Source organism: Roseovarius tolerans (assembly GCF_028885395.1).
GTDB lineage: Bacteria > Pseudomonadota > Alphaproteobacteria > Rhodobacterales > Rhodobacteraceae > Roseovarius > Roseovarius tolerans.
In genome coordinates this window covers 1,035,726-1,055,335 of sequence record NZ_CP118494.1, presented here as the reverse complement: position 1 = coordinate 1,055,335, position 19,610 = coordinate 1,035,726, and the positions used below count along the sequence as shown (strand labels likewise).

22 protein-coding genes are annotated in these 19,610 nt (G+C 65.1%); 9 read left to right on the top strand and 13 right to left on the bottom strand.

Annotated elements, in window-relative coordinates:
* Positions 1 to 83 precede the first annotated feature (83 nt).
* Genes PVU19_RS05220 through PVU19_RS05190 form a run of 7 tightly spaced genes read left to right on the top strand, consistent with a single transcriptional unit; the run spans position 84 to position 6,407 of the window.
* Entirely contained in the window at positions 84 to 902 is an 819-nt protein-coding gene (locus PVU19_RS05220; RefSeq protein ID WP_050663852.1) for a putative hydro-lyase, read from the top strand.
* Positions 903 to 927: 25 nt separating this feature from the next.
* Positions 928 to 1,968, top strand: a complete 1,041-nt coding sequence (locus PVU19_RS05215) for a TRAP transporter substrate-binding protein (RefSeq protein ID WP_050663851.1) — start codon at positions 928 to 930, stop codon at positions 1,966 to 1,968.
* A gap of 2 nt (positions 1,969 to 1,970) precedes the next feature.
* Entirely contained in the window at positions 1,971 to 2,537 is a 567-nt protein-coding gene (locus tag PVU19_RS05210) for a TRAP transporter small permease subunit (RefSeq protein ID WP_050663850.1), read from the top strand.
* Entirely contained in the window at positions 2,534 to 3,817 is a 1,284-nt protein-coding gene (locus PVU19_RS05205) for a TRAP transporter large permease (protein ID WP_050663849.1), read from the top strand. Before PVU19_RS05210 ends, PVU19_RS05205 begins: the two co-directional genes overlap by 4 nt.
* Positions 3,818 to 3,873: 56 nt before the next feature.
* Positions 3,874 to 4,614, top strand: a complete 741-nt coding sequence (locus PVU19_RS05200; protein WP_050663868.1) for a 5-oxoprolinase subunit B family protein — start codon at positions 3,874 to 3,876, stop codon at positions 4,612 to 4,614.
* On the top strand, positions 4,611 to 5,627 hold the full coding sequence (locus PVU19_RS05195) for a 5-oxoprolinase subunit C family protein (RefSeq protein WP_050663848.1): 1,017 nt from the start codon (positions 4,611 to 4,613) through the stop codon (positions 5,625 to 5,627). The genes PVU19_RS05200 and PVU19_RS05195 overlap by 4 nt, the downstream gene beginning before the upstream one ends.
* 3 nt (positions 5,628 to 5,630) lie before the next feature.
* Complete coding sequence (locus PVU19_RS05190; RefSeq protein WP_050663847.1) at positions 5,631 to 6,407, top strand: LamB/YcsF family protein; 777 nt, start codon at positions 5,631 to 5,633, stop codon at positions 6,405 to 6,407.
* 280 nt (positions 6,408 to 6,687) lie between these two features.
* Here the strand turns inward: PVU19_RS05190 and PVU19_RS05185 are convergent, their stop codons facing one another.
* From PVU19_RS05185 to ruvC, 6 genes are all read right to left on the bottom strand, one after another.
* The gene (locus tag PVU19_RS05185; RefSeq protein WP_050664328.1) at positions 6,688 to 7,710 is read right to left on the bottom strand and encodes a transporter substrate-binding domain-containing protein; all 1,023 of its coding nucleotides are present in this window, start codon (positions 7,708 to 7,710) and stop codon (positions 6,688 to 6,690) included.
* 4 nt (positions 7,711 to 7,714) lie between these two features.
* Complete coding sequence (locus PVU19_RS05180) at positions 7,715 to 8,797, bottom strand: transporter substrate-binding domain-containing protein (RefSeq protein WP_050664329.1); 1,083 nt, start codon at positions 8,795 to 8,797, stop codon at positions 7,715 to 7,717.
* Positions 8,798 to 8,921: 124 nt separating this feature from the next.
* A complete protein-coding gene (locus PVU19_RS05175) occupies positions 8,922 to 9,557 on the bottom strand; it encodes a hypothetical protein (RefSeq protein WP_420833253.1) in 636 nt (211 codons plus the stop codon).
* A gap of 109 nt (positions 9,558 to 9,666) precedes the next feature.
* Positions 9,667 to 10,695, bottom strand: a complete 1,029-nt coding sequence (gene ruvB / locus PVU19_RS05170) for a Holliday junction branch migration DNA helicase RuvB (protein WP_050664330.1) — start codon at positions 10,693 to 10,695, stop codon at positions 9,667 to 9,669.
* Positions 10,696 to 10,698: 3 nt separating this feature from the next.
* Positions 10,699 to 11,364, bottom strand: coding sequence for a Holliday junction branch migration protein RuvA (gene ruvA / locus PVU19_RS05165; RefSeq protein WP_050664331.1), 666 nt, complete (start codon positions 11,362 to 11,364; stop codon positions 10,699 to 10,701).
* Positions 11,361 to 11,867: a crossover junction endodeoxyribonuclease RuvC gene (gene ruvC / locus PVU19_RS05160; protein ID WP_050664332.1), complete on the bottom strand. Its 507-nt coding sequence runs from the start codon at positions 11,865 to 11,867 to the stop codon at positions 11,361 to 11,363. Before ruvC ends, ruvA begins: the two co-directional genes overlap by 4 nt.
* 312 nt (positions 11,868 to 12,179) lie before the next feature.
* Here ruvC and PVU19_RS05155 point away from each other — a divergent pair, with 312 nt between their 5' ends.
* A complete protein-coding gene (locus PVU19_RS05155; protein WP_050664333.1) occupies positions 12,180 to 12,377 on the top strand; it encodes a DUF1127 domain-containing protein in 198 nt (65 codons plus the stop codon).
* A gap of 102 nt (positions 12,378 to 12,479) precedes the next feature.
* Here PVU19_RS05155 and PVU19_RS05150 read toward each other — a convergent pair whose 3' ends face one another.
* From PVU19_RS05150 to PVU19_RS05120, 7 genes are all read right to left on the bottom strand, one after another.
* Positions 12,480 to 12,824: a hypothetical protein gene (locus PVU19_RS05150; RefSeq protein ID WP_050664334.1), complete on the bottom strand. Its 345-nt coding sequence runs from the start codon at positions 12,822 to 12,824 to the stop codon at positions 12,480 to 12,482.
* A gap of 109 nt (positions 12,825 to 12,933) precedes the next feature.
* Positions 12,934 to 13,806: a 50S ribosomal protein L11 methyltransferase gene (locus tag PVU19_RS05145; protein ID WP_050664335.1), complete on the bottom strand. Its 873-nt coding sequence runs from the start codon at positions 13,804 to 13,806 to the stop codon at positions 12,934 to 12,936.
* 21 nt (positions 13,807 to 13,827) lie between these two features.
* The gene (locus PVU19_RS05140; RefSeq protein ID WP_050664338.1) at positions 13,828 to 15,060 is read right to left on the bottom strand and encodes an MFS transporter; all 1,233 of its coding nucleotides are present in this window, start codon (positions 15,058 to 15,060) and stop codon (positions 13,828 to 13,830) included.
* A gap of 265 nt (positions 15,061 to 15,325) precedes the next feature.
* A complete protein-coding gene (locus PVU19_RS05135; RefSeq protein WP_235575905.1) occupies positions 15,326 to 15,562 on the bottom strand; it encodes a ferritin family protein in 237 nt (78 codons plus the stop codon).
* The gene (locus tag PVU19_RS05130; protein WP_235575906.1) at positions 15,525 to 15,821 is read right to left on the bottom strand and encodes a ferritin-like domain-containing protein; all 297 of its coding nucleotides are present in this window, start codon (positions 15,819 to 15,821) and stop codon (positions 15,525 to 15,527) included. The genes PVU19_RS05135 and PVU19_RS05130 overlap by 38 nt, the downstream gene beginning before the upstream one ends.
* Before the next feature lie 196 nt (positions 15,822 to 16,017).
* Positions 16,018 to 16,218, bottom strand: coding sequence for a hypothetical protein (locus PVU19_RS05125; RefSeq protein ID WP_152911714.1), 201 nt, complete (start codon positions 16,216 to 16,218; stop codon positions 16,018 to 16,020).
* Positions 16,219 to 16,345: 127 nt separating this feature from the next.
* The gene (locus PVU19_RS05120; RefSeq protein ID WP_274789893.1) at positions 16,346 to 18,547 is read right to left on the bottom strand and encodes a primosomal protein N'; all 2,202 of its coding nucleotides are present in this window, start codon (positions 18,545 to 18,547) and stop codon (positions 16,346 to 16,348) included.
* Positions 18,548 to 18,649: 102 nt separating this feature from the next.
* Between PVU19_RS05120 and fsa the strand changes: the two genes are divergently transcribed.
* On the top strand, positions 18,650 to 19,303 hold the full coding sequence (gene fsa, locus PVU19_RS05115) for a fructose-6-phosphate aldolase (RefSeq protein WP_050663660.1): 654 nt from the start codon (positions 18,650 to 18,652) through the stop codon (positions 19,301 to 19,303).
* Positions 19,304 to 19,610 lie beyond the last annotated feature (307 nt).

Here is a 19,610-nt window from a genome sequence, read left to right as displayed (position 1 = left end):
TCTATATCATGCGACAAATTTATTCGATTTGATTTTATAGTGCGTCCCGGTCACGCTGGGGTCAACCAATCGAGAGGCCACCCGTGACCACCGAATTCGACCGTCTGAGAGATGCCGACCTGCCCAGCGTGCGCGCCGAAATTCGCGCCGGGCGCTACGCGGGCCATACCGCCGGGCTGGGGCGCGGCCATCTTCAGGCGAATATCGTGATCCTCCCCGAGGCGCAGGCGCTCGACTTCATGCGGTTTTGCCAGCGCAATCCGAAACCCTGCCCGCTGGTGGGGGTCTCGGATACCGGCGATCCGATGATGCACACCCTTGGCCGCGACATCGACATTCGCAGCGACGTGCCTGCCTACAACATCTACCGCCACGGGCGGCTTGAGGGCTCTGCCCCCGATATCCGCGATTTGTGGACGGATGACATGGTGGCCTTCGCACTTGGCTGTTCGTTCACCTTCGAGCATGCGCTGATGCAGGCCGGCATCCCGCTCTGGCATGTCGAGAATGACACCACCGTGCCGATGTTCCGCACCAATATCGACTGCGCGCCCGCCGGGGCGTTCCGCTCGCGCATGGTCGTCAGCATGCGCGCGGTCGATCCGTCGCGCCTGACCGAGGCCGAACGGATTTCCCGCCGCTACCCGCTGGCGCACGGCGCACCGATCCATCACGGCGCGCCCGACGAGATCGGAATCACCGACATCACCCGCCCCGACTGGGGCGATCCGATGCCGCTGGCCGAGGGGCAGGTGCCTGTTTTCTGGGCCTGTGGCGTCACCCCGCAGGTTGCGATCGAGGCCGCAGCCCCGCCGCTCTGTATCACCCACAAACCCGGGCATATGCTGATCACAGATATCCCCGAGGACTGCGAAACCCCGGTTCTGACACCGGCAGAATAACCAAGAAACCAACAAGGAGACGACCATGAAAACCCTCACCGCCCTTCTCGCCACAACCACCGCGCTCGCCGCACCCGCCTCTGCAGAGGATCTCTCTGTAGTAGGCAGCTGGTCGAGCCTGCCGTTGCACAAGCAATACGAGGCCCCGTTCTGGACCGAGACTTTGCCCGCCGCCTCGGACGGCGAAATCAACGTCTCGCTCACCACCCATAATCAGATGAATCTCGGGGTTGGCGACGTCTACCGCCTGCTCGGTGACGGGGTCTATGACGTGGGCATGACCGTGGCCGATTACGCTGTCGCAGACGCGCCGGAACTCGAAGGCCTCGACGTGCCGCTCGTGGCGCTCACGGCCGATGAGGCCCGCGCGATGGTCGATGCCGCGCGTCCGATGGTGCAGGATATCTTCAACGACCGGTTCAACAGCCATGTTCTGGCCATCGCGCCCTATCCGCCGCAGGTGGTGTTCTGCAACGCGCCGGTCACGGAACTCTCTGATCTCGAAGGGCTCAAGGTGCGCGCCTCGGGCCGCATGACCGCGCAGTTTCTGGAGGCCTTGGGCGCCGAGGGCATCAACGTGAGCTTTGGCGAAGTGCCCGGCGCGCTGCAAAACGGCGTGGTGGATTGCGCCGTCACCGGGGCCGGTTCGGGCTATTCGGCGGGCTGGTGGGAGGTCTCCACCCACCTGCTGCCGATCCCGCTTGGCGGCTGGGACAGCGTCGTGACGGCGATGAACCTCGACCGCTGGAACAGCCTCGACGAGGACACGCAATCGCTCATTGAGACACAGATCAAGACCGAGTTCGAAGACCCCGCCTGGGCCACCGCGCAGGACGCGCTGGTCAACGATATCGCCTGCCTCACCGGCAATGGCGAGTGTCCCTCGGGCGACGCGCGCGACATGACGCTGGTCGAGGTCTCGGAGGCCGATTTCGAGCGCGCCCGCGAAGTTCTGGTCAATACCGTGCTGCCCGACTGGGCCGAACGCGCGGGCGACGACTGGGCCAAGCGCTGGAACGAAACCGTGGGCGCCACCGTCGGCGTCACCATCGACGGGGTGAACTGAGCATGACGCGAGGGGCCTCCACCGCCGTGGCGCTGCTCGACGGGCTGCGCAGGATCAACAGGGGGGTGGCGATGGCCGTCGGCCTTTTCCTGCTGGCCTGTGCCGCGTTCGTGCTCAGCGATATCCTGCTGCGGCAGGTCGAGGCCTCGTTCGGCGGCACCGATGAGATCAGCGGCTATGTCATGGCCATCGCCACATCCTGGGGCATGGGCTATGCGCTGATGGAACTGGGCCATGTGCGCATCGATCTCATCCGCTCGCGCGGCGGGGCGGTGACGCGGTCGCTCTTCGATCTCTTCGCGCTCGCCACGCTGGCGGGCACGGTGACGCTCGTGGCGTGGTGGTCCTGGCCGGTGGTAGAGCGTTCCCTCAATAATGCGTCCCGCGCCAACACGCCGCTGGAAACCCCGCTGGCACTGGTGCAGATCCCGTGGTTCGCGGGTTGGGTGTGGTTCGCGCTGGTATCGTGGCTGACGCTCACTGCGGCGGCGGTGCTGGTGCTGCGGCGCGACTTTGATGCGGCCGATCAGGCCATCGGTGCCCTTGGCGAAGCGGAGGCCACGGAATGATTGCCTATGCAACCTTCGGCCTGCTGTTTCTGCTGGGCCTCTCGATCCCCGTCGGTATCGTGCTCTTTCTTTTGGGCTTCGGGCTCGATCTTTTCTTCAGCCCCTTTCCCCTGATCCGGGGCCTTGGCAACCTTGTCTGGTCCACCTCCAACAACCCCACGCTCATTGCGATTCCGTTTTTCGTCCTTCTAGGCGAAATCCTCGTGCGGTCCGGCATCGCCACCCGCACCTATGCCGCGCTTGATCGGTGGGTCAGTTGGCTGCCGGGGGGCCTCGTCCACGCCAATGTCGCGACTGCGACGATGTTCTCAGCCACCTCGGGCAGTTCCGTGGCCACCGCCGCAACCGTCGCCACCGTCGCCATGCCGCAGGCGGAAAAGCTGGGCTACGACCCCAAGCTCTTCTCGGGCGCGATCGCGGCGGGCGGCACGCTCGGCATCATGATCCCGCCTTCGATCAACCTGATCGTCTACGGTTTTCTCACCCAAAGCTCGATCCCCAAGCTGTTCCTTGCGGGCCTCGTGCCCGGCATCGGCCTCGCGCTCGCCTTCATGGTCGTCACCGTCATCATCTGCATTATCCGCCCCGATCTGGGCGGCGAGCGGCGGGTGTTTCCGCTGGTGCAGATGCTGCGTGCCCTGCTGCAACTGATCCCGATCATCCTGCTCTTCACCGTCATCATCGGCTCGATCTACAAGGGTTGGGCGACCCCGACCGAGGCCGCCTCGGTGGGCGTTTTCGGGGCCTTCGTGATCGCCGCGCTCTTTGGCACCGTGAATTTCGACGTCCTGCGCCAGAGCCTGCTTGGCACCGTCAAGATCACCGCGATGATCATGCTGGTGGTGATCGGCGCGTCGTTCCTCAATTTCACGCTGGCCTCTGCCGGGCTTGGCCGTGAACTTGAAACGCTCCTCGGCGGCCTTGGCCTGTCGCCGCTCGGCACGATCATGGTCGTGGTCGGCATCTATATCGTGCTCGGCTTCTTCATCGAGACGCTGTCGCTGATGGTCGTCACCATTCCCATCGTGGTGCCGCTGGTGGTGGCGCAGGGCTATGATCCGATCTGGTTCGGCATCCTGATGATCGTGCTGATCGAGATGGCGCTGATTACCCCGCCGGTGGGCCTCAACCTCTATGTGGTGCAGGGCGCGCGGCAGGGCGGGCGGATGTCCGAGGTGATGCTGGGGGCCGCGCCCTATGCCGCGACCATGCTGGTCATGGCCGGGTTGCTTATCGCCTTCCCGCAGATCGCCCTTTTCCTGCCGCAAGCTGTCCAATAGACATTTGGTCACGCACAAAGCCGAGGAACCGCCCCGTGAGCGAGACGGATCAAGACATGCGCGCCGATGCGCCCTTTCCCCGTATCGGGCGGGTGGGGCTGGATGGTCTGGTCGTCTCCTTCGGCGAGACGTTGAGCGAGCCTGCCAACCGTGCCGCCCTCGCCTTTCGCGCGGCGGTGGAGCGGGCCACGCCCGAAGGCGTCGAGGAAAGCACCACCTCTCTGGTCTCGACCTTCCTGCGTTTCGATGCATTTCGGATCGAGGCAGAGGATCTTCGGGCGGAGATTCAGACGCTGCTCGACAGCTGCGACTGGTACGCCGCCGACCTGCCCGAAGGGCGCAGGCTCTGGCGCATTCCGACTGTCTACGGCACCGATCTGGCCCCGCAACTGGCCGAGGCGGCAGAGGCGGCGGGGCTGACCGAAGCGGCGGCGGCTCGGCAAATCGCCAGCAGCCGCGTCCGCGTGCAGACCATCGGCTTCGCCCCCGGTCAGCCCTATCTGGGCGAATTGCCGGAGGCGTGGGACATCCCGCGCCAGACCGCGCTGACCGACCGGGTGCCCATTGGCGCGCTGACCGTGGCGATCCGGCAGTTGGTGCTCTTTTCGGTCACCACGCCCACCGGCTGGCGGCATATCGGGCAGACCGCCTTTCGCCTGTTTCGCCCCGATGCGGACACGCCCTTTGTCCTGCGCCCGGGCGACGAGGTGATCTTTGAGGCGACCGACCGCGAGACCTATGAGCGCCTGCGCGAGGATGGCCCCGACGGCGGTGCCCAATCCGAGGTGATCCGATGACCCGCCTGATCGTGCATGACGCAGGCCCCGGCGTCAGCGTGCAGGATCTGGGGCGTCCCGGATACCTCGCCTATGGCCTCTCGCGCGGCGGCGCGGCGGATCGGCTTGCGATGGCTGAGGGCGCGGCGCTCCTGCATCAGTCCGAAGGGCTGGCGGCGCTGGAAATGGCGGGCATGGGTGGCACGTTCGAGGTCAGCCATGACACCCGCATCGCCCTCACCGGCGCACCGATGCGGGCAAGCGTGGACGGCGCGCCGCTCGCGTGGAACGCCTCGCATCTGCTGCACGCGGGCAGCCGCCTCAGCATCGGGGCGGCGACGCGCGGTGTCTATGGCTACCTGCATCTGGGCGGTGGCATCGCCACGACGGAACGCCTCGGCGCGCGCTCGGCGCATCTGGCGGCAGGGCTTGGCGCGCTGATCGTGGCGGGCGATGAACTGCCTTTGGGCGAGGACCGAACCGGGGGCGAGACCGGCCTCTGCCTGCCCATGGATGACCGGTTCGAGGGTGGCGCAGTGCGTGTCGTGCCTGGCTTTCAGACCGGGTTTTTCCCAGATGAGGAACGCGCCCGCTTCGAGGCCACTCAGTTCACCCGCGCCGCGCGCGGCAACCGGATGGGTGTGCGCTTTGATCCCGATGGCGAGGGCTTTGCCAGCGCAGCCGGGCTCTCGGTTCTGTCCGAGGTGATCGTGCCGGGCGATATCCAGATCACCGGCGACGGCGCGCCCTTCGTGCTGATGGCCGAATGCCAGACCACGGGCGGCTATCCGCGCATCGGCTCTGTGCTGCCCTGCGACCTGCCGCGCGTGGCACAGGCGCAGCCGGGCGCGCGGCTGCGGTTTCGCTTTGTCACGGAGGACGACGGCATCGCCGCCGAACGCGCCGCCGCGACCGCGCGCAAAGGATTGCGCGCAAAACTCGATCACCTTGTTCGCGACCCGCACGACATTCGCGACCTTCTGTCCTATCAATTCATCAGCGGTGTCACCGCAGGCCATGACGAGGAGACCTGACCCATGCAAGCAAGCGTCGATCTGAATGCCGACATGAGCGAGAGCTTTGGCCCCTGGACCATGGGCGACGATGCCACCCTGCTGGAGGTGGTCAGTTCCGCCAATATCGCCTGCGGCTTTCACGCGGGCGACCCGGATGTGATGGCGCGCAGCATGGCGGGCGCCGTCGCGCGAGACGTGGGCATCGGCGCGCATCCCGGTTTTGCTGACTTGCAAGGCTTTGGCCGCCGCCGCATCGACCTCGGGCATGAGACGCTTGGCAATCTCGTGCGCTATCAGTTGGGCGCGGCGCAGGCGATGGCGCGCGCGGCGGGGGGCAAAGTGCGCCACCTGAAACTGCACGGCGCGCTCGCCAACATGGCGTCCGAGGATGCAGAGCTTGCCCGCGCCGCCTATACCGCAGCACTCTCGGTCGACCCGGAGATCATCGTGATGGTGCTTGCGGGCACCGCGCAGGAGGTGGCCGCCCGCGATCTCGGCGCGCGCATGGCCTGCGAGATTTTCGCCGATCGCGCTTATAACGACGATTGCACGCTGGTCGACCGAAGACAGCCCGGTGCCGTGATCCATGATGCAGCGCTGGCTTCGGCGCGAATCCTCGAGATGATCCGCGCGGGCGCGATCATCGCCGAGAGTGGCAAGCATATCGCCACCCGGATCGACACGATCTGCCTGCATGGCGATACGCCTGAGGCGGTCGAAATCGCGCGCGGGCTGCGCGCGGAGCTTGAAGCCGCCGGTGTCGCGGTTGCGCGGTTTTCCGGCGCGCGGGCCGGATAGCGCGGGCGTTGAAACCAACGTCGGGTGGATGACAGGGAAGGTCGCGGTTGGCCTGAAGCTGCCGTTGTCGCATCCCGCGCGAAACGCACCGAAGGTGCCGCGCGATCGCCGGGCCGTCCCGCGGCCTGGCGATTTGGAATGGCGCACAACGTGTTGAGTTTAGAATGACTTGGCTGGCATAAAGCACCCGCCACACCCGTCACATCGCCAGTCCCCGGCCCTGCGATCACGCGGCACCTTCTAGCGGGGCGCTATGTCCGCTCCAGGCCACAACCGCCCCCTACTGCAACTCTTCCCAAAACAGCGCCAGATGCCGCTGCACGATCTCGTTGTAACGCCCGCTCTCGCGCAACCGGGCCAACCCCGCATTCAGCCGGTAGAGATGCGTCGTGCCGCGCCAGTGGGTCTTGGAAATCACCACGTGAAGCGCCTCCCGCGACAGCGGCTGATCGACCGGCACCACCCGCCCCCGAAGACCCATGGCCACGATCTTGGCCGCCCCTTCGAACACGTCAAGGCTGACCGCATCCACCTGCCCCGCCATCAGCGCGGCAAAGCATTCCTCCGGCGTGCCCGGCTGCACCAACTCGATCTGAGCCTGCGCCAGCCAGCGCCGCCCCGACCGGTCCAGATCATGGGTGAACCGCCCCTTGGGCCGACATAGCCGCTTGCCGATGATATCGGCATCGCTCTCGTAGAAAAAATCACCCTCCGCCCGCCGAAACAGCATGATCGGCAGATCGAGCAGCGGATCTGAGAAATGGAAACTGGCGCAACGCGCGTCCTCGGGCGTGGCGGCACAATCGGGCTTGGGCCAGGGAAAGCCCATGTCATAGCGCTTTTCCTCCAGAAGCGGGAACAGGTGCCGCGACCAGTCCTCCTCCCAGACCACCTCATAGGGCACCGGCGACGGGCTCAGCTCCAGCGCCGCATTGACAAGTTCCGTCGCAAGCCCCCCGCCCGGCCAGTCCGGATCGGCAAAGGGCAGCTTGCCACCGCCGGTCAGCAGGGTCATTTCCGCGCCCTTCTGCACCAGCGGCGAGGCGTCGGCCACAGGGTTCTCTGCCGGGCAGGGAATGTAGATTTCCGCGCCCTCGACCAGGCTCTGCACCTGCCCGGCAAGTGCCGACTGATTGGCATAATAGATCAGCGTCCACTGATCCGACGCCTCGTAATGCTGCGCCGCGACCGACAAGAGCGTATCGCCGGGCTGCACCCGGTAGGTCACGTCACACAAGGCCCGCGCCGCCCCCGGCAGGGCCAGCATCAGCGCAGCGGCAATCCCCGTCACGACACCCCGCATCGCCCTAGAACTCCGCCCAGACACGGGTCATGTGCTCGTCGATGATGCGCTGATAGGTGCCATCGGCCTTGATCTGCGCCAGCCCCTGCTCGAAGATCGCGAGCAGCGCGCGCCCCTCGGGATGCGACCTGTGAACCACCATGTGATTGCCATCGACCGAGATCGGCTGCCCCTGCGCCACCACGACACGGTCCTCCAGCCCCATCTCCTTGATCTTGCCCCGGCCGAGGAATTCGTTGAGCACCACGCCATCGACCTCGCCTTCGGTCAGCAACCGCAGGCAATCGCCGGGCGAGGCGGGGGTCTTGAGGGTGATCACCCCGTCTTTCAGCCAGTTGCGCCCGTGCTGATCGAAAATATACGTCGAATACCCCGCCGGTCGGCAGAGCACCCGGCCTTGCAAATCGCCCGCATTGTTGAAGGCGATGGGGCGGCTCGTGTCGACGAAAAGCAGCATCAGAACCTCGAACATCGAGTCCGAGAAAATCAGGTTGGCACAGCGATAGGTCTCGGGATCGCTCTCACAATCGGGGCGAAACCACGGAAACCCGATATCCAGCAGCGCGTTCGACAAAAGCGGCTCGAAATGCGACGCCCAGTCATCGACCCAATGCACCGCAAAACCCTGCGCCGGATCGGCGGCCTCCATCGCCGCCTGCACCACATGCGCCAGAACGCCGCCCTCGGGCATGTCCTTGTCGGTGAAGGGCCAGAAATCGCTGCCCGTCAGGATGTTGATCTTGCGGCGCGTCGCGGCGGTGCCGGGGGCCACCACCAATGCGGCAGGCTCGGGCGCCACGGTCTCCGCCGCCTGCCCGCCGGGCAAACCCTCGGGCAACCCGTCGATGCAGCGCAGGCGCAGCGTCATGCCGACCCGGATATTGTTAGGGTTCTCGCCAATCGCGTCGATATTGCCGGAATGCACAACGGTCCACTTGCCCGCGTCACGGTATTGGCTGTCCGCGATCAGCGACAGGCTGTCACCGCGCTTGACCGTATAGTCCCCGCCACAGGTCTGCGCCGCCGACGCCCCGGCAAGGCCCAGCCCGGCAAATGCCAGCACCGCCCCACAAATTGCGTTTCTCATATAACACACCCCCAGATAATGAGGGGTAATAACGCCGTTTCACCAGATTCGGTCAAGTACCCAGAGCCCGCAAAGGCCCGTACCACAGCGCAAACGCGGCCAAATCCCGGGTCGCCCGCCCGGTTTACATGCGCGTCAGCCGCGCGCTCAACCGCAGCGCGTGGCTCGGGTCCTGTGCCACGGCGGGCAGAACCGGGTCATAGCCCGCCCGGATCAGCGCGCCGATCTCGGGGCGCAGCACCAACTCGCCGCCCGGTAAGGCCGCCAGCGGCGACCGGTCGGTAAAGGCGCGATCCGACCACAACAGGATGGTCTGCACGATCTGGCTCAGCGCCAGCGTCTCGGCGGGCACCGCGCTCAACTCCTCGTCCATCCGCAGGAACACGAAAGACGCGCGGATCGCCCCCGCCTCGTCAAAGCGAAAGATGCGATACTGATTGGCCCCTGCCGTGATCAGCCGATCCACCAGCGGACCAAGGTCGGGCACCAGCCGGTCCAGATCGGGCACCTCGCGCAGCTCTTCCCAGTCGCGAAAGAAAAAGATCATCAGGTTCGCACCCAGTTCCGGGTCGGTCTCGGCCATCTTGTGATCGGCCAGCGCCACCACCGCCTCGATCGCGCCCTTGACGATGCCGAGCGTCCGGTCATCGACGCCAAAGACGATGGGCACGATGGCCCGCCCCCAGCGGGCGAACAGAAACGTCCCGTCGGTGCGGGTAAACAGCGCCTCGATCTCGGCGGGCTCCAGCATGTCACTCATGCAGCGTCCTCCATATCCCGCGCCCCTCTAGCAGGCCCGCTCCGATCCCGCAAACCCCGGTTTCTTTATGGCAAAAATACTCAAATCCGACACCCGCACCGGGGCACCGTCACTTGCCGAAGAGATCGTTCTGCCCTTTCGGTCCCGGCGCGGGCAATCCCAGATGCGTCCAGCCACCCTGCGCCAGCATCCGCCCGCGCGGCGTGCGCTGAATGAGGCCCTGCTGCAACAAGAACGGCTCGATCACCTCTTCCAATGCATCCCGGCTCTCGGACAAGGCCGCGCTGATCGTTTCGATCCCGACCGGCCCGCCCTGATAGGCCTCGGCGATCAGCCGCAGATAGCGCCGGTCGGCGCCATCCAGCCCCAGATGGTCCACCCCCAGCCGGGTAAGCGAGGCATCGGCCAATTCCCGGCTGATCTTGCCGCCGCCCTCAACCACCGCGAAATCCACCACCCGGCGCAACAGACGCCCGGCGATGCGCGGCGTCCCGCGCGAGCGGCGGGCGATCTCGCGCGCGCCATCCGGGTCGGTGGGAATGTTCAGCAATTTCGCATTGCGCCGCACAATTTCGTGCAACTCGTCGATCTCGTAGAATTGCAGGCGCGTGGGAATGCCGAAGCGGTCGCGCAGCGGCGTGGTGAGCAGCCCCAGCCGCGTCGTCGCACCCACCAGCGTGAAGGGCTGCAACTCGATCCGCACGGTGCGCGCCGCCGGTCCCTCGCCGATCACCAGATCAAGCTCGAAATCCTCCATCGCCGGGTAAAGCACCTCCTCCACCGCCGCATTGAGGCGGTGAATTTCGTCGATGAAGAGCACATCATTGCGCTCAAGGTTGGTCAGGATCGCCGCAAGATCCCCCGCCTTCGCGAGCACCGGGCCGGAGGTCATGCGAAACCCCACCCCCAATTCGCGCGCCATGATCTGCGCCAGCGTCGTCTTGCCCAAACCGGGGGGGCCGTGAAACAGCGTGTGATCCATCGCATCGCCACGCTGCCGCGCCGATTGGATGAACACCGCCAGATTGGCCCGCGCCTCGCGCTGCCCGATGAATTCCTTGAGCGCCTGCGGTCGCAGGCTGCGGTCCTGATCCTCGGGCAATGCCTCGGCGCGCAATGTCGGGTCCGGATCGGTCACATCTTAGCCTTTCGGTGCCAGCAGGCGCAGGGCCGCGCGGATCAGCGCGGGGGTCTCGGCGTCCGAGGTTTCACCCGCCGCCTGCGCCACCGCGCCCGCCGCCTCGCCGGGGGCATAGCCCAGATTGGTCAGCGCCGACAGCGCCTCGGCCTGCGCGCCGTTCCCCGCAGGCATCACCGGGGCCGCGACCGGGGCCGCGACGCTCTCTGCCTCGATCACCTCGCCCGCATCCTGCGCGGGCGGGGGCGCGCTGCCCATGGCCATCACCGTGGGCGCCTTGTCCTTCAACTCGTTGACCACGCGCTGCGCGGTCTTGGCACCCACCCCCTTGGCCGCCGTCACCGCGTTCCAGTCGCCGATTGCAATCGCGCGGCTCACCCCGTCGGGGCCGAGCGCGCCCAGAATGGCCAGCGATGCCTTGGCCCCGATCCCCTGCACACTCATCAGCAACCGGTGCCATTCCTTCTCCACCAGCGTCGGAAAGCCGAAGAGTTGCAAGATATCCTCGCGCACCAGCAGATCGGTATAAAGCGCGGCCATGCCGCCCACGGCGGGCAGCGACGACAGCGTCCGGTCCGAGCAATAGACCAGATAGCCCACCCCGCGCACGTCAATCAGCACATGATCGCTCGCACGGTAGTCGATCCGTCCCGCGATCCGACCGATCATGCGCCCGCCCTCGCCACCGCGCGTGCCAGCATGTCGCCCGAACGCGCGTGATGCGCGTGGCAAATCGCAATCGCCAGCGCATCCGCCGCATCCGGACCGGCCAGCACCACGCCCGGCAATTGGACCTTGACCATATGCGCCACCTGCTCCTTGGCGGCGTGGCCCACGCCCACCACCGTCTTCTTGACCGAGTTGGGCGCGTATTCCCCGACCGTCAGCCCGTATTGCGCAGGCACCAGCAGGGCGATGCCACGCGCCTGCCCCAGCTTGAGCGTGCCCGCCCCGTCCTTGTTGACGAATGTCTGCTCCACCGCCGCCGCAGTCGGATCATAACGATGGAAAATGTCGGTCAGCTGCTCATGCAGCGACAAAAGCCGCGCCCCGAGGTCCACGCCAGTCGAATGGCAGATGCCATTGGCCACATGGCTCAGACGGCTGCCATCCACGTCGATCACGCCCCAGCCCATGTTGCGCAACCCGGGATCTATGCCCAATACCCGCATGTTTTTTCAGCCCTGCCCGCCTGTTTTTCGATGCAATAGCACGAAACAAGAACAAAGACCAAGGGGAATGCAAGTTTCCATTTTGCCCAGCCCCACGGCAAAGCGTTGCAGAATTGCCGCCCCCGACAGGATCACCCGAGGCTCTGTGAAATGCAAAACCACTTATAAACAACAACTTAAACGCGGAACCGACCCATGCATTAAATGCATAAGAACTATGCAATAATCCCGGCTTGCGAGAACAGGATTGTCTCACTAGCTGCACTGCAGAAACGGAATTCCTCCGCAACCACCCATTCAAGGAACACTCTCATGGCCGCTCTTGACACCACCCGCGCCCACGCCCCTCACGCCGGTTTCGGCTCTCTCGCCTCTCGCGTCCTGTCCATGCTTGTCGCATGGAACGAGCGCCGCGCCACGCGCAACGCCCTGTCGCAACTCTCGGACCGCGAGCTTGACGATATCGGCCTGACCCGTGGCGACATCGACGTCGTTGCACGCAACATCTGATGCGCAACGACGCGGGTCGCACGACCCGGACAACACAGAAAAGCCCTGCACAGACACAGCTGCGCAGGGCTTTTTCCGTCAGACGACCCGATCAGTTCAGGATCAGCGCAAAACCGGCGCCAGATAGCGCGCCATGATCCGCGTCAACGGGTCGGGCTGCATCACCGCCGCGCCCGCCTGCTGAATGAGGCTGCCCTCGGCCAATTGCGCCACGCGCTCCTCATAGGTGACCCCGCCCAGATGGGCGAGAACGACACCTTTGAAAAAGACAAAGCCCAGAACCATGTAGAGCAGACCGCGGATCGGAAGACCCGGCATCCGCCGCTTGGGTTTGAAAACGATAAGGCCGTCACCGCGGACCTTGCCGACATATCCATACCCGGAGCGGGCACGTTTGCGGTCAAGCGCCTTGACGCGAGAATTAAAGGCTTGGTGCACATCAGTCATGGCAACATTTCCCCAATCACGACCCCCACCGTAATTGAGAAAAAACTACGCCTCGATTATGGCGGAAACAAGGCAGAATTGGCAAACCGGGCCAATTTTAGACTTAATTTCAAGAGTTTCTGGACATCACCAGCGTCGTCCAGTCACCAATTTCATCGCGATGATCAAGATTGTTTCCGGCCTGTGCATAAACCCCGACCACCTCGTCGGCCTGCTCGTTCAAGATGCCTGAGAGAATCACCTTTCCGCCGGGCCGCAGCCGCGCCGTGATCTCGGGGGCAAGCGCGATCAGCGGACCCTTGAGGATATTGGCGAAGATCAGGTCATAAGGACTTGCGGCCAGCAACTCCGGATGATCGAGCCCGGTCGCCTCGACACAGCGCACGCGTCCGCCCAGATCGTTGGCCGCCACGTTGGCCTCGGCCACCTCGACCGCCACCGCGTCGATATCCGAGGCCAGCATCACCCCCGGCCAGATCCGCGCCGCCCCCATCGCCAGCACGGCGGTGCCACAGCCCAGATCAAGCACCGACCGCCCGACAAAGCCTGCATCGGCCAGGCGGTCAAGCGCGCGCAGGCACCCCAATGTGGTACCATGATGCCCGGTGCCAAACGCCATCGACGCCTCGATCAAGAGCGGCTCGCAGCCCTCGGGCACACGGTCTGCATCGTGACTGCCATAGACAAAGAACCGCCCCGCCTCGACCGGGCTCAGATCGCGCCGCACCTTGGCGACCCAGTCCACCTCGGGCAGTTCCGACACCGCAAAGGGCTTTGCCTCGTGGATCGTCGCCAGCAGGGCCAGCCCCGCCTCGTCCGGGGCCTCCTCGAAATAGGCGCCGAGCTCCCACAGCCCCGACCCGTCCTCCATCTCGAAGGCCCCCACGCCGGTCGGTTCGGGCGTCAGCCCTTCCAGCGCCTCGGCCAGCGCCTCTGCCTGAGATTTGTCGGATAACGTGGTGAGCGCGGTATAGGTCGGCATGTCGGCCTCAATTCTTGGGGATTATTTGGCAGGCGCGGGGATGAACCGCGCAAACACGGTCTCGTTGCCCGGCTCCGGGTGGCGCGGGATCAGCAGCGCAAGCGCCAGCGACACACAGGCCATGCCCGCCGCCGCCATGAACACCGCCGCAGGCGAGATCAGCCACAGATAGCCCAGAAGCGCCGGCAGGAACACCGCCGCGATATGGTTGATGGTGAACGCCACGGCAGCGGTCGGCGCGATGTCCCCGGGATCGGCGATCTTCTGGAAATAGGTCTTGAGCGCGAGCGCCAGCGAGAACAGCACATGATCCACCACATAGAGCGTCGCCGCCAGCACCACGCCCCAGCTAAAGAAGTAGATCCCGCCATAGGCCAGGAACACCAGCGCCAGGCCGACATATTCAAACACCAGCGTGTTGCGCTCGCCAAAGCGGAACACCGCCCGCCCCATCAGCGGCGCGGCCACCATGTTGACCACAAGGTTGATCAGGAAGAGCGCCGTCACCTCGTGGACTTCAAAGCCGAACTTTTCGACCATCATGAAGCCCGCGAAGACCACGAAAATCTGCCGCCGCGCGCCCGCCATGAACTGCAGCGCATAATAGAGCCAGTAACGCCGCCGCAGCACCATCTTCTTGACCTGCGGATTGGGCGCCTCGAACTTCGGATAGGCGAGCAGACAGAACACCGCGACACAGGCCGTGAACCCGCCCGAGATCATGTAGACGGTGTTATAGCTGATATCGAACGCCTGCCAGGTCAGCACGATCAGCACATAGGCGACCAAAGTGGCCCCCGATCCCGCCGCCAGCAGCCAGCCCAGCATCTGCGGCGCGCGCAGCTTGTCCAGCCATTGCAATTGCAGCGACTGATTGACCGTCTCGTAATAGTGAAACCCGATGGAACTGAGCATGGTGATCGTCAGGATACCACCCAATGTCGGGAACTGCGCGGTGAGCGCGGTGGCTACCCCCAGCAGCAAGAGCGACACCAGCCCCAGCACCTGCTCATGCATGAAGATAATGAGCGCGATCACCCCCACGGCGAAAAAGCCGGGGATCTCGCGCACCGTGTGCAGCCAGCCGATATCCGAGCCGTCGAACGCCGCCATCTCGATCACGAAATTATTGAGCAGCGCAGACCATGTCGCAAAGGCCACCGGCATCGCGGCGGCCATCAGGAACAGCAGCGTGACAGGGCGTCGCCAGACCGGCAGCTCCCGCGCCCGCCCAAGGGGAAATTGCGCACTCATGCGCATTCCTTACGCCCAAGTTTCGACTTTGGCGAGAGGCCACACCCGCCAGCATCCGAAATCTTCAAAAGATTTCGGACCGCTTTCTTTTCAAGAAAGCGCCGTCCCGCCACCTTCACCTGCCGTCAGTCTCACCCCTGCGCCCCGTCATCCTCGCCCCCTACTCCCCGTCATCCTCTGGCTTGACCAGAGGATCTCATGATTGAGGGATCCTCGGGTCAGGCCCGAGGATGACCTTGGGTCCGGACAACGGACCAACCGCCGCTCAGCCCGCGCCCTGATCGGCGCTCGTGCCGCTCATGTAATTGGTCATGAAGGCCGGCTCGCCCAGCTTGCGCAACAGATCAAGCTGCAGGTCGAGCCATTCCCAATGCCCCTCCTCGTCCTGCACGATCCGCTCGAACGGCGCGCGGGTGCCGATATCGTCGCTCTCGAAGGCCTGCCGCGCGGCCTTGGTGTAGAACTCAATCGCCCCGGCTTCCTCCCCCCTTGTCGGCCTCAAAGAGCGCCTTGAGGCTCTCGGCCTCCTGCGGCGTCTTGGCGGCCTCCAGCTTGGGCACACCGCCCAAGAACATGATCCGGTCGATGAAGGCCCCGGCATGGCCCAGCTCCTCGTGCATCTCCTCGCGCATCTTCGCGGCCAGCTTGTCGATGCCCCAATCCTCCAGCGTGTGGGCATGCAGCAGGTATTGATGCACCGCCGTCAGTTCCATCGACAGCGCGGTTTGCAGATTCTCGATGCTCGTCGTGCGGTCAGCCATATTCGTCTCCTTTTCGCGGTTGCGCGTTTCAGCCATCAGCTATGCAAGCATGCAGTTTTTGCAATGCGATCCACCGACAGGGCGTCACTTCGTCACCCGGTGCCCAGATCATTCTCGCGAACCCCGATAGGCTGACCAACCCGTGCCCGGCCAAGCGGAACGGCCCCATCAACACGAGGCCTGCGGCAAAGGCCGATCAGGTTTTCCGTTCCATGAAACAGATACTTGTCAGGATTTGAATTGAACTGTGACCCGGTTCATAGCCGCCATTATTCAACACGGTCATCATGGCTCCACCGTCATATTTCAACACGGGGATAGAAACCATGAAAACCACTGCAATCGCCATTCTTGTCTTCCTTTCCGCAACCCCAGCAATTTCAATGGGGATCAGCACGAACTCCCTGACGCCAAGCCTGTGGTTTCCCGAACCTCAGCCCGCACCGACACAGGATGTCGTTTCAAAGAATACGCTCGCCGAGACCAAATAACCCTGCGCCGCGCGATGGCGTGCGCTTTCGCCGTCAGTAAAAGCTCTGCGGGTCGATATCCACGCTCAGCCGTGCCTGCGCGGGCAGCCGCAACTGCCCGACCCAGGCCGACAGCGCGGATTGCAGCGCCACGCCCTTGGGCGCCTTCACCAAGAGCCGCACCCGGTGCCGCCCCCGGATACGCGCTATGGGTGCCGGGGCCGGGCCAAAGACCTGCGCCCCCACCGCCCGAATGGGCCCGTCCCGTCGCGCCAGTTCCGATCCCAGATCAAACACCGCCTGCATGTCGGGTGAACTGAGGATGATCCCCGCCATCCGGCCATAGGGTGGCACGCCCGCCTCACGCCGCGCCCCGGCCTCGGCGCGCCAGAAGCCTTCCTCGTCACCCGCGAGGATCGCGCGGATCACCGGATGCTCGGGCTGATAGGTCTGCAACACCGCGCGCCCCGCCCGCTCGGCCCGCCCCGCGCGCCCCGCCACCTGCCGCATCAGCTGAAACGTCCGCTCGGCGGCGCGCAGGTCACTGCCCTGTAACCCCAGATCGGCGTCGATCACACCCACCAGCGTCAACAGCGGAAAATTATGTCCCTTGGCCACCAGTTGCGTGCCGATGATGATGTCGGCGGCCCCCTCGGCGATCTCCACGATCTGCTCCTTGAGCGCGCGGGCCGAGCCGAACAAGTCCGACGACAGCACCGCGATCCGCGCCTGCGGGAAAAGCGCGGCCGCCTCCTCCGCCAACCGCTCCACCCCGGGGCCGACAGCGGCCAGCCGGTCCTCCGCGCCGCAGGACGGGCAAGCACTCGGCACCGGCGCGCTCTCACCGCATTGATGGCAGATCAGCCGCTTCTGGAAACGGTGCTCGACCATCCGCGCATCGCAATGCTCACATCCGATCTGATGCCCGCAGGCCCGGCAGATCGTGGTCGGCGCATAGCCGCGCCGGTTGAGAAACAACAGCGCCTGCTCCCCCGCCGCCACCCGCGCATTGACCGCGGCCTGCAATGTCGGCGACACCCAGCGGTTCGACGGCAGCGTTTCGGCCCGCATGTCGATCGCCGCCAGTTCCGGCATCACCGCCGCCCCGTAACGCGCCTCGAGATCCAGCCGCTCGTATTTCCCGGCCTCGGCATTGGCCCAGCTCTCAAGGCTCGGCGTGGCCGAGGCCAGCACCACCCGCGCATCGCAGAGCGACGCCCGCAGCACGGCCATGTCGCGCGCATTATAAAGCACGCCATCCTCCTGCTTGTAGGAACTGTCATGCTCCTCATCCACCACGATCAGGCCAAGGTTCTGAAACGGCAGGAACAGCGCCGAGCGCGCGCCCACCACCATCTGCGCCGCCCCCTGCCCGACCATCTTCCACGTCCGCCGCCGCTCGGTCATGGTGACGCCGGAATGCCACTCGGCGGGGCGCGCCCCGAACCGCGCCTCGACCCGTGTGAGAAACTCCGCCGTCAGCGCGATCTCCGGCAAAAGGACTAATGCCTGACGCCCCTGCCGCAGCGTCTCGGCCACCGCCTCTAGGTAAACCTCGGTCTTGCCCGACCCGGTGACACCGCGCAGCAATGTGGTGCCATAACCCTGCGACCGCACGCCGTCGCGCAGCCGCTCAGCAGCCTGCGCCTGATCGTCGGTCAGGTCTTTCGCAGGCAGATCCGGATCAAGCCGCGCAAAGGGACGGTCGCGCGGCGTATCCTCCTCGCGCACGGCCCCCTGTTTCACCAGCCCCTTAACGACCGAGGAGGTCACCCCGGCCATGTCGCTCAACTCGCGCAGCGTGAACCCCAGCCCGCCATGCGCGCGCAGCACCTCCAGCACCCGCGCGCGGGCATCGGTCATCCGGGCAGGCGCGTCCTCGCCCGGCCGGTAGACCTTCTGCATCGACGGCGGATCGCTCAGCCCCGGTGCGCGCGTCGCCAGCCGCAACATCGCGGGCAGGGGCGTCAGCGTATACTCTGCCGCGCGGCGCAGAAATTCCTGCATCTCCGCGCGCATCGGGGCCACGTCCAGCACCCGGATGATACTGCGCGCCTTCTTCAGGTCGAACCCCCCGCGCCCCGCGCCCCAGACCACGCCCAGCACCTTGCGCGGCCCCAACGGCACCTCGACGAACGCGCCGTGCAGGCACCCCCCCTCGGGCGCACGGTAATCCAGCGGACCCTCCAAGGGCTGCGCCGTCAACACCGCCACCAACGCGCCTTCGTGATGAAACTCCGGCGGCTGTTCGGTCACGGGGCGGCTCCTTGCCTTGGGCGTCAAGAGGGGTTTCGGCAGGTTGATCTATGCGGTAAACGCGAAGCTGAAACAACCCAACCCGCCAGAGAGGGCAGGCCCATGAAATTCTTTGTCGATACCGCAGAAACCGATCAGATCGCCGAGTTGAACGAGCTTGGCATGGTCGATGGCGTCACCACCAACCCGTCGCTGATCCTCAAATCCGGGCGCGACATTCTCGAAGTCACCAAGGAAATCGCCGGCATGGTCGATGGCCCGGTCAGCGCCGAGGTCGTGGCGCTGAAGGCCGACGAGATGATCGCCGAGGGCCGCAAACTCGCGCAGATCGCCGACAACATCGCCGTCAAGGTGCCGCTCACATGGGACGGGCTCAAGGCCTGCAAGGTGCTCTCGGGCGAGGGCAACATGGTCAACGTGACGCTGTGCTTTTCGGCCAATCAGGCGCTCTTGGCGGCCAAGGCGGGGGCCACGTTCATCTCGCCCTTCATCGGGCGGCTCGACGATATCAATCTCGACGGGATGGACCTGATCGCGGATATCCGCCAGATCTACGACAATTACGGCTTCGAGACGCAGATCCTCGCGGCCTCGATCCGCACCGTGAACCACGCCTTCCAATCCGCCCAGATCGGCGCCGACGTGATGACAGCACCCCCCGCCGTGATCAAGGCAATGGCCAATCACATCCTCACCGACAAGGGGCTCGAGGCGTTTATGTCAGATTGGGAAAAGACCGGTCAGAAGATCCTCTGACCCGACGCCGCCCGGTCATCCTCGGACTTGTCCCGCACCCGTCATCTTCGGGCCTGACCCGAGGATCTCTCACCCGGCAGATCGTCCGGTCCAGCCGGACGATGACAACGGTCAGTCACCCGCCCTCCACTGACTCGGCCCCGCGCCCGTCATCCTCGGACTTGATCCGAGGATCTCATGCCACAGGAGATCGTCCGGTCACGCCGGACGATGACGCCTTGGAGGAGGATCGCGGCGCAGCCTCGAAATTTCTTGCGGCATTCCCCGTGCGATCTGCTATAACGTCAAAAAATACTCCGAGGCCCAA

Coding starts and splice junctions, on each gene's coding strand:
- PVU19_RS05140 (WP_050664338.1), bottom strand. CDS start 15,060: ATGAGTGCGCAATTTCCCCTTGGGCGGGCGCGGGAGCTGCCGGTCTGG.
- ruvC (WP_050664332.1), bottom strand. CDS start 11,867: ATGCGGGTATTGGGCATAGATCCCGGGTTGCGCAACATGGGCTGGGGC.
- PVU19_RS05210 (WP_050663850.1), top strand. CDS start 1,971: ATGACGCGAGGGGCCTCCACCGCCGTGGCGCTGCTCGACGGGCTGCGC.
- PVU19_RS05155 (WP_050664333.1), top strand. CDS start 12,180: ATGGCCGCTCTTGACACCACCCGCGCCCACGCCCCTCACGCCGGTTTC.
- PVU19_RS05185 (WP_050664328.1), bottom strand. CDS start 7,710: ATGCGGGGTGTCGTGACGGGGATTGCCGCTGCGCTGATGCTGGCCCTG.
- ruvA (WP_050664331.1), bottom strand. CDS start 11,364: ATGATCGGTCGGATCGCGGGACGGATCGACTACCGTGCGAGCGATCAT.
- PVU19_RS05130 (WP_235575906.1), bottom strand. CDS start 15,821: ATGGCTGACCGCACGACGAGCATCGAGAATCTGCAAACCGCGCTGTCG.
- PVU19_RS05205 (WP_050663849.1), top strand. CDS start 2,534: ATGATTGCCTATGCAACCTTCGGCCTGCTGTTTCTGCTGGGCCTCTCG.
- PVU19_RS05190 (WP_050663847.1), top strand. CDS start 5,631: ATGCAAGCAAGCGTCGATCTGAATGCCGACATGAGCGAGAGCTTTGGC.
- PVU19_RS05215 (WP_050663851.1), top strand. CDS start 928: ATGAAAACCCTCACCGCCCTTCTCGCCACAACCACCGCGCTCGCCGCA.
- PVU19_RS05145 (WP_050664335.1), bottom strand. CDS start 13,806: ATGCCGACCTATACCGCGCTCACCACGTTATCCGACAAATCTCAGGCA.
- PVU19_RS05180 (WP_050664329.1), bottom strand. CDS start 8,797: ATGAGAAACGCAATTTGTGGGGCGGTGCTGGCATTTGCCGGGCTGGGC.
- fsa (WP_050663660.1), top strand. CDS start 18,650: ATGAAATTCTTTGTCGATACCGCAGAAACCGATCAGATCGCCGAGTTG.
- PVU19_RS05200 (WP_050663868.1), top strand. CDS start 3,874: ATGCGCGCCGATGCGCCCTTTCCCCGTATCGGGCGGGTGGGGCTGGAT.
- PVU19_RS05150 (WP_050664334.1), bottom strand. CDS start 12,824: ATGACTGATGTGCACCAAGCCTTTAATTCTCGCGTCAAGGCGCTTGAC.
- PVU19_RS05175 (WP_420833253.1), bottom strand. CDS start 9,557: ATGAGTGACATGCTGGAGCCCGCCGAGATCGAGGCGCTGTTTACCCGC.
- PVU19_RS05195 (WP_050663848.1), top strand. CDS start 4,611: ATGACCCGCCTGATCGTGCATGACGCAGGCCCCGGCGTCAGCGTGCAG.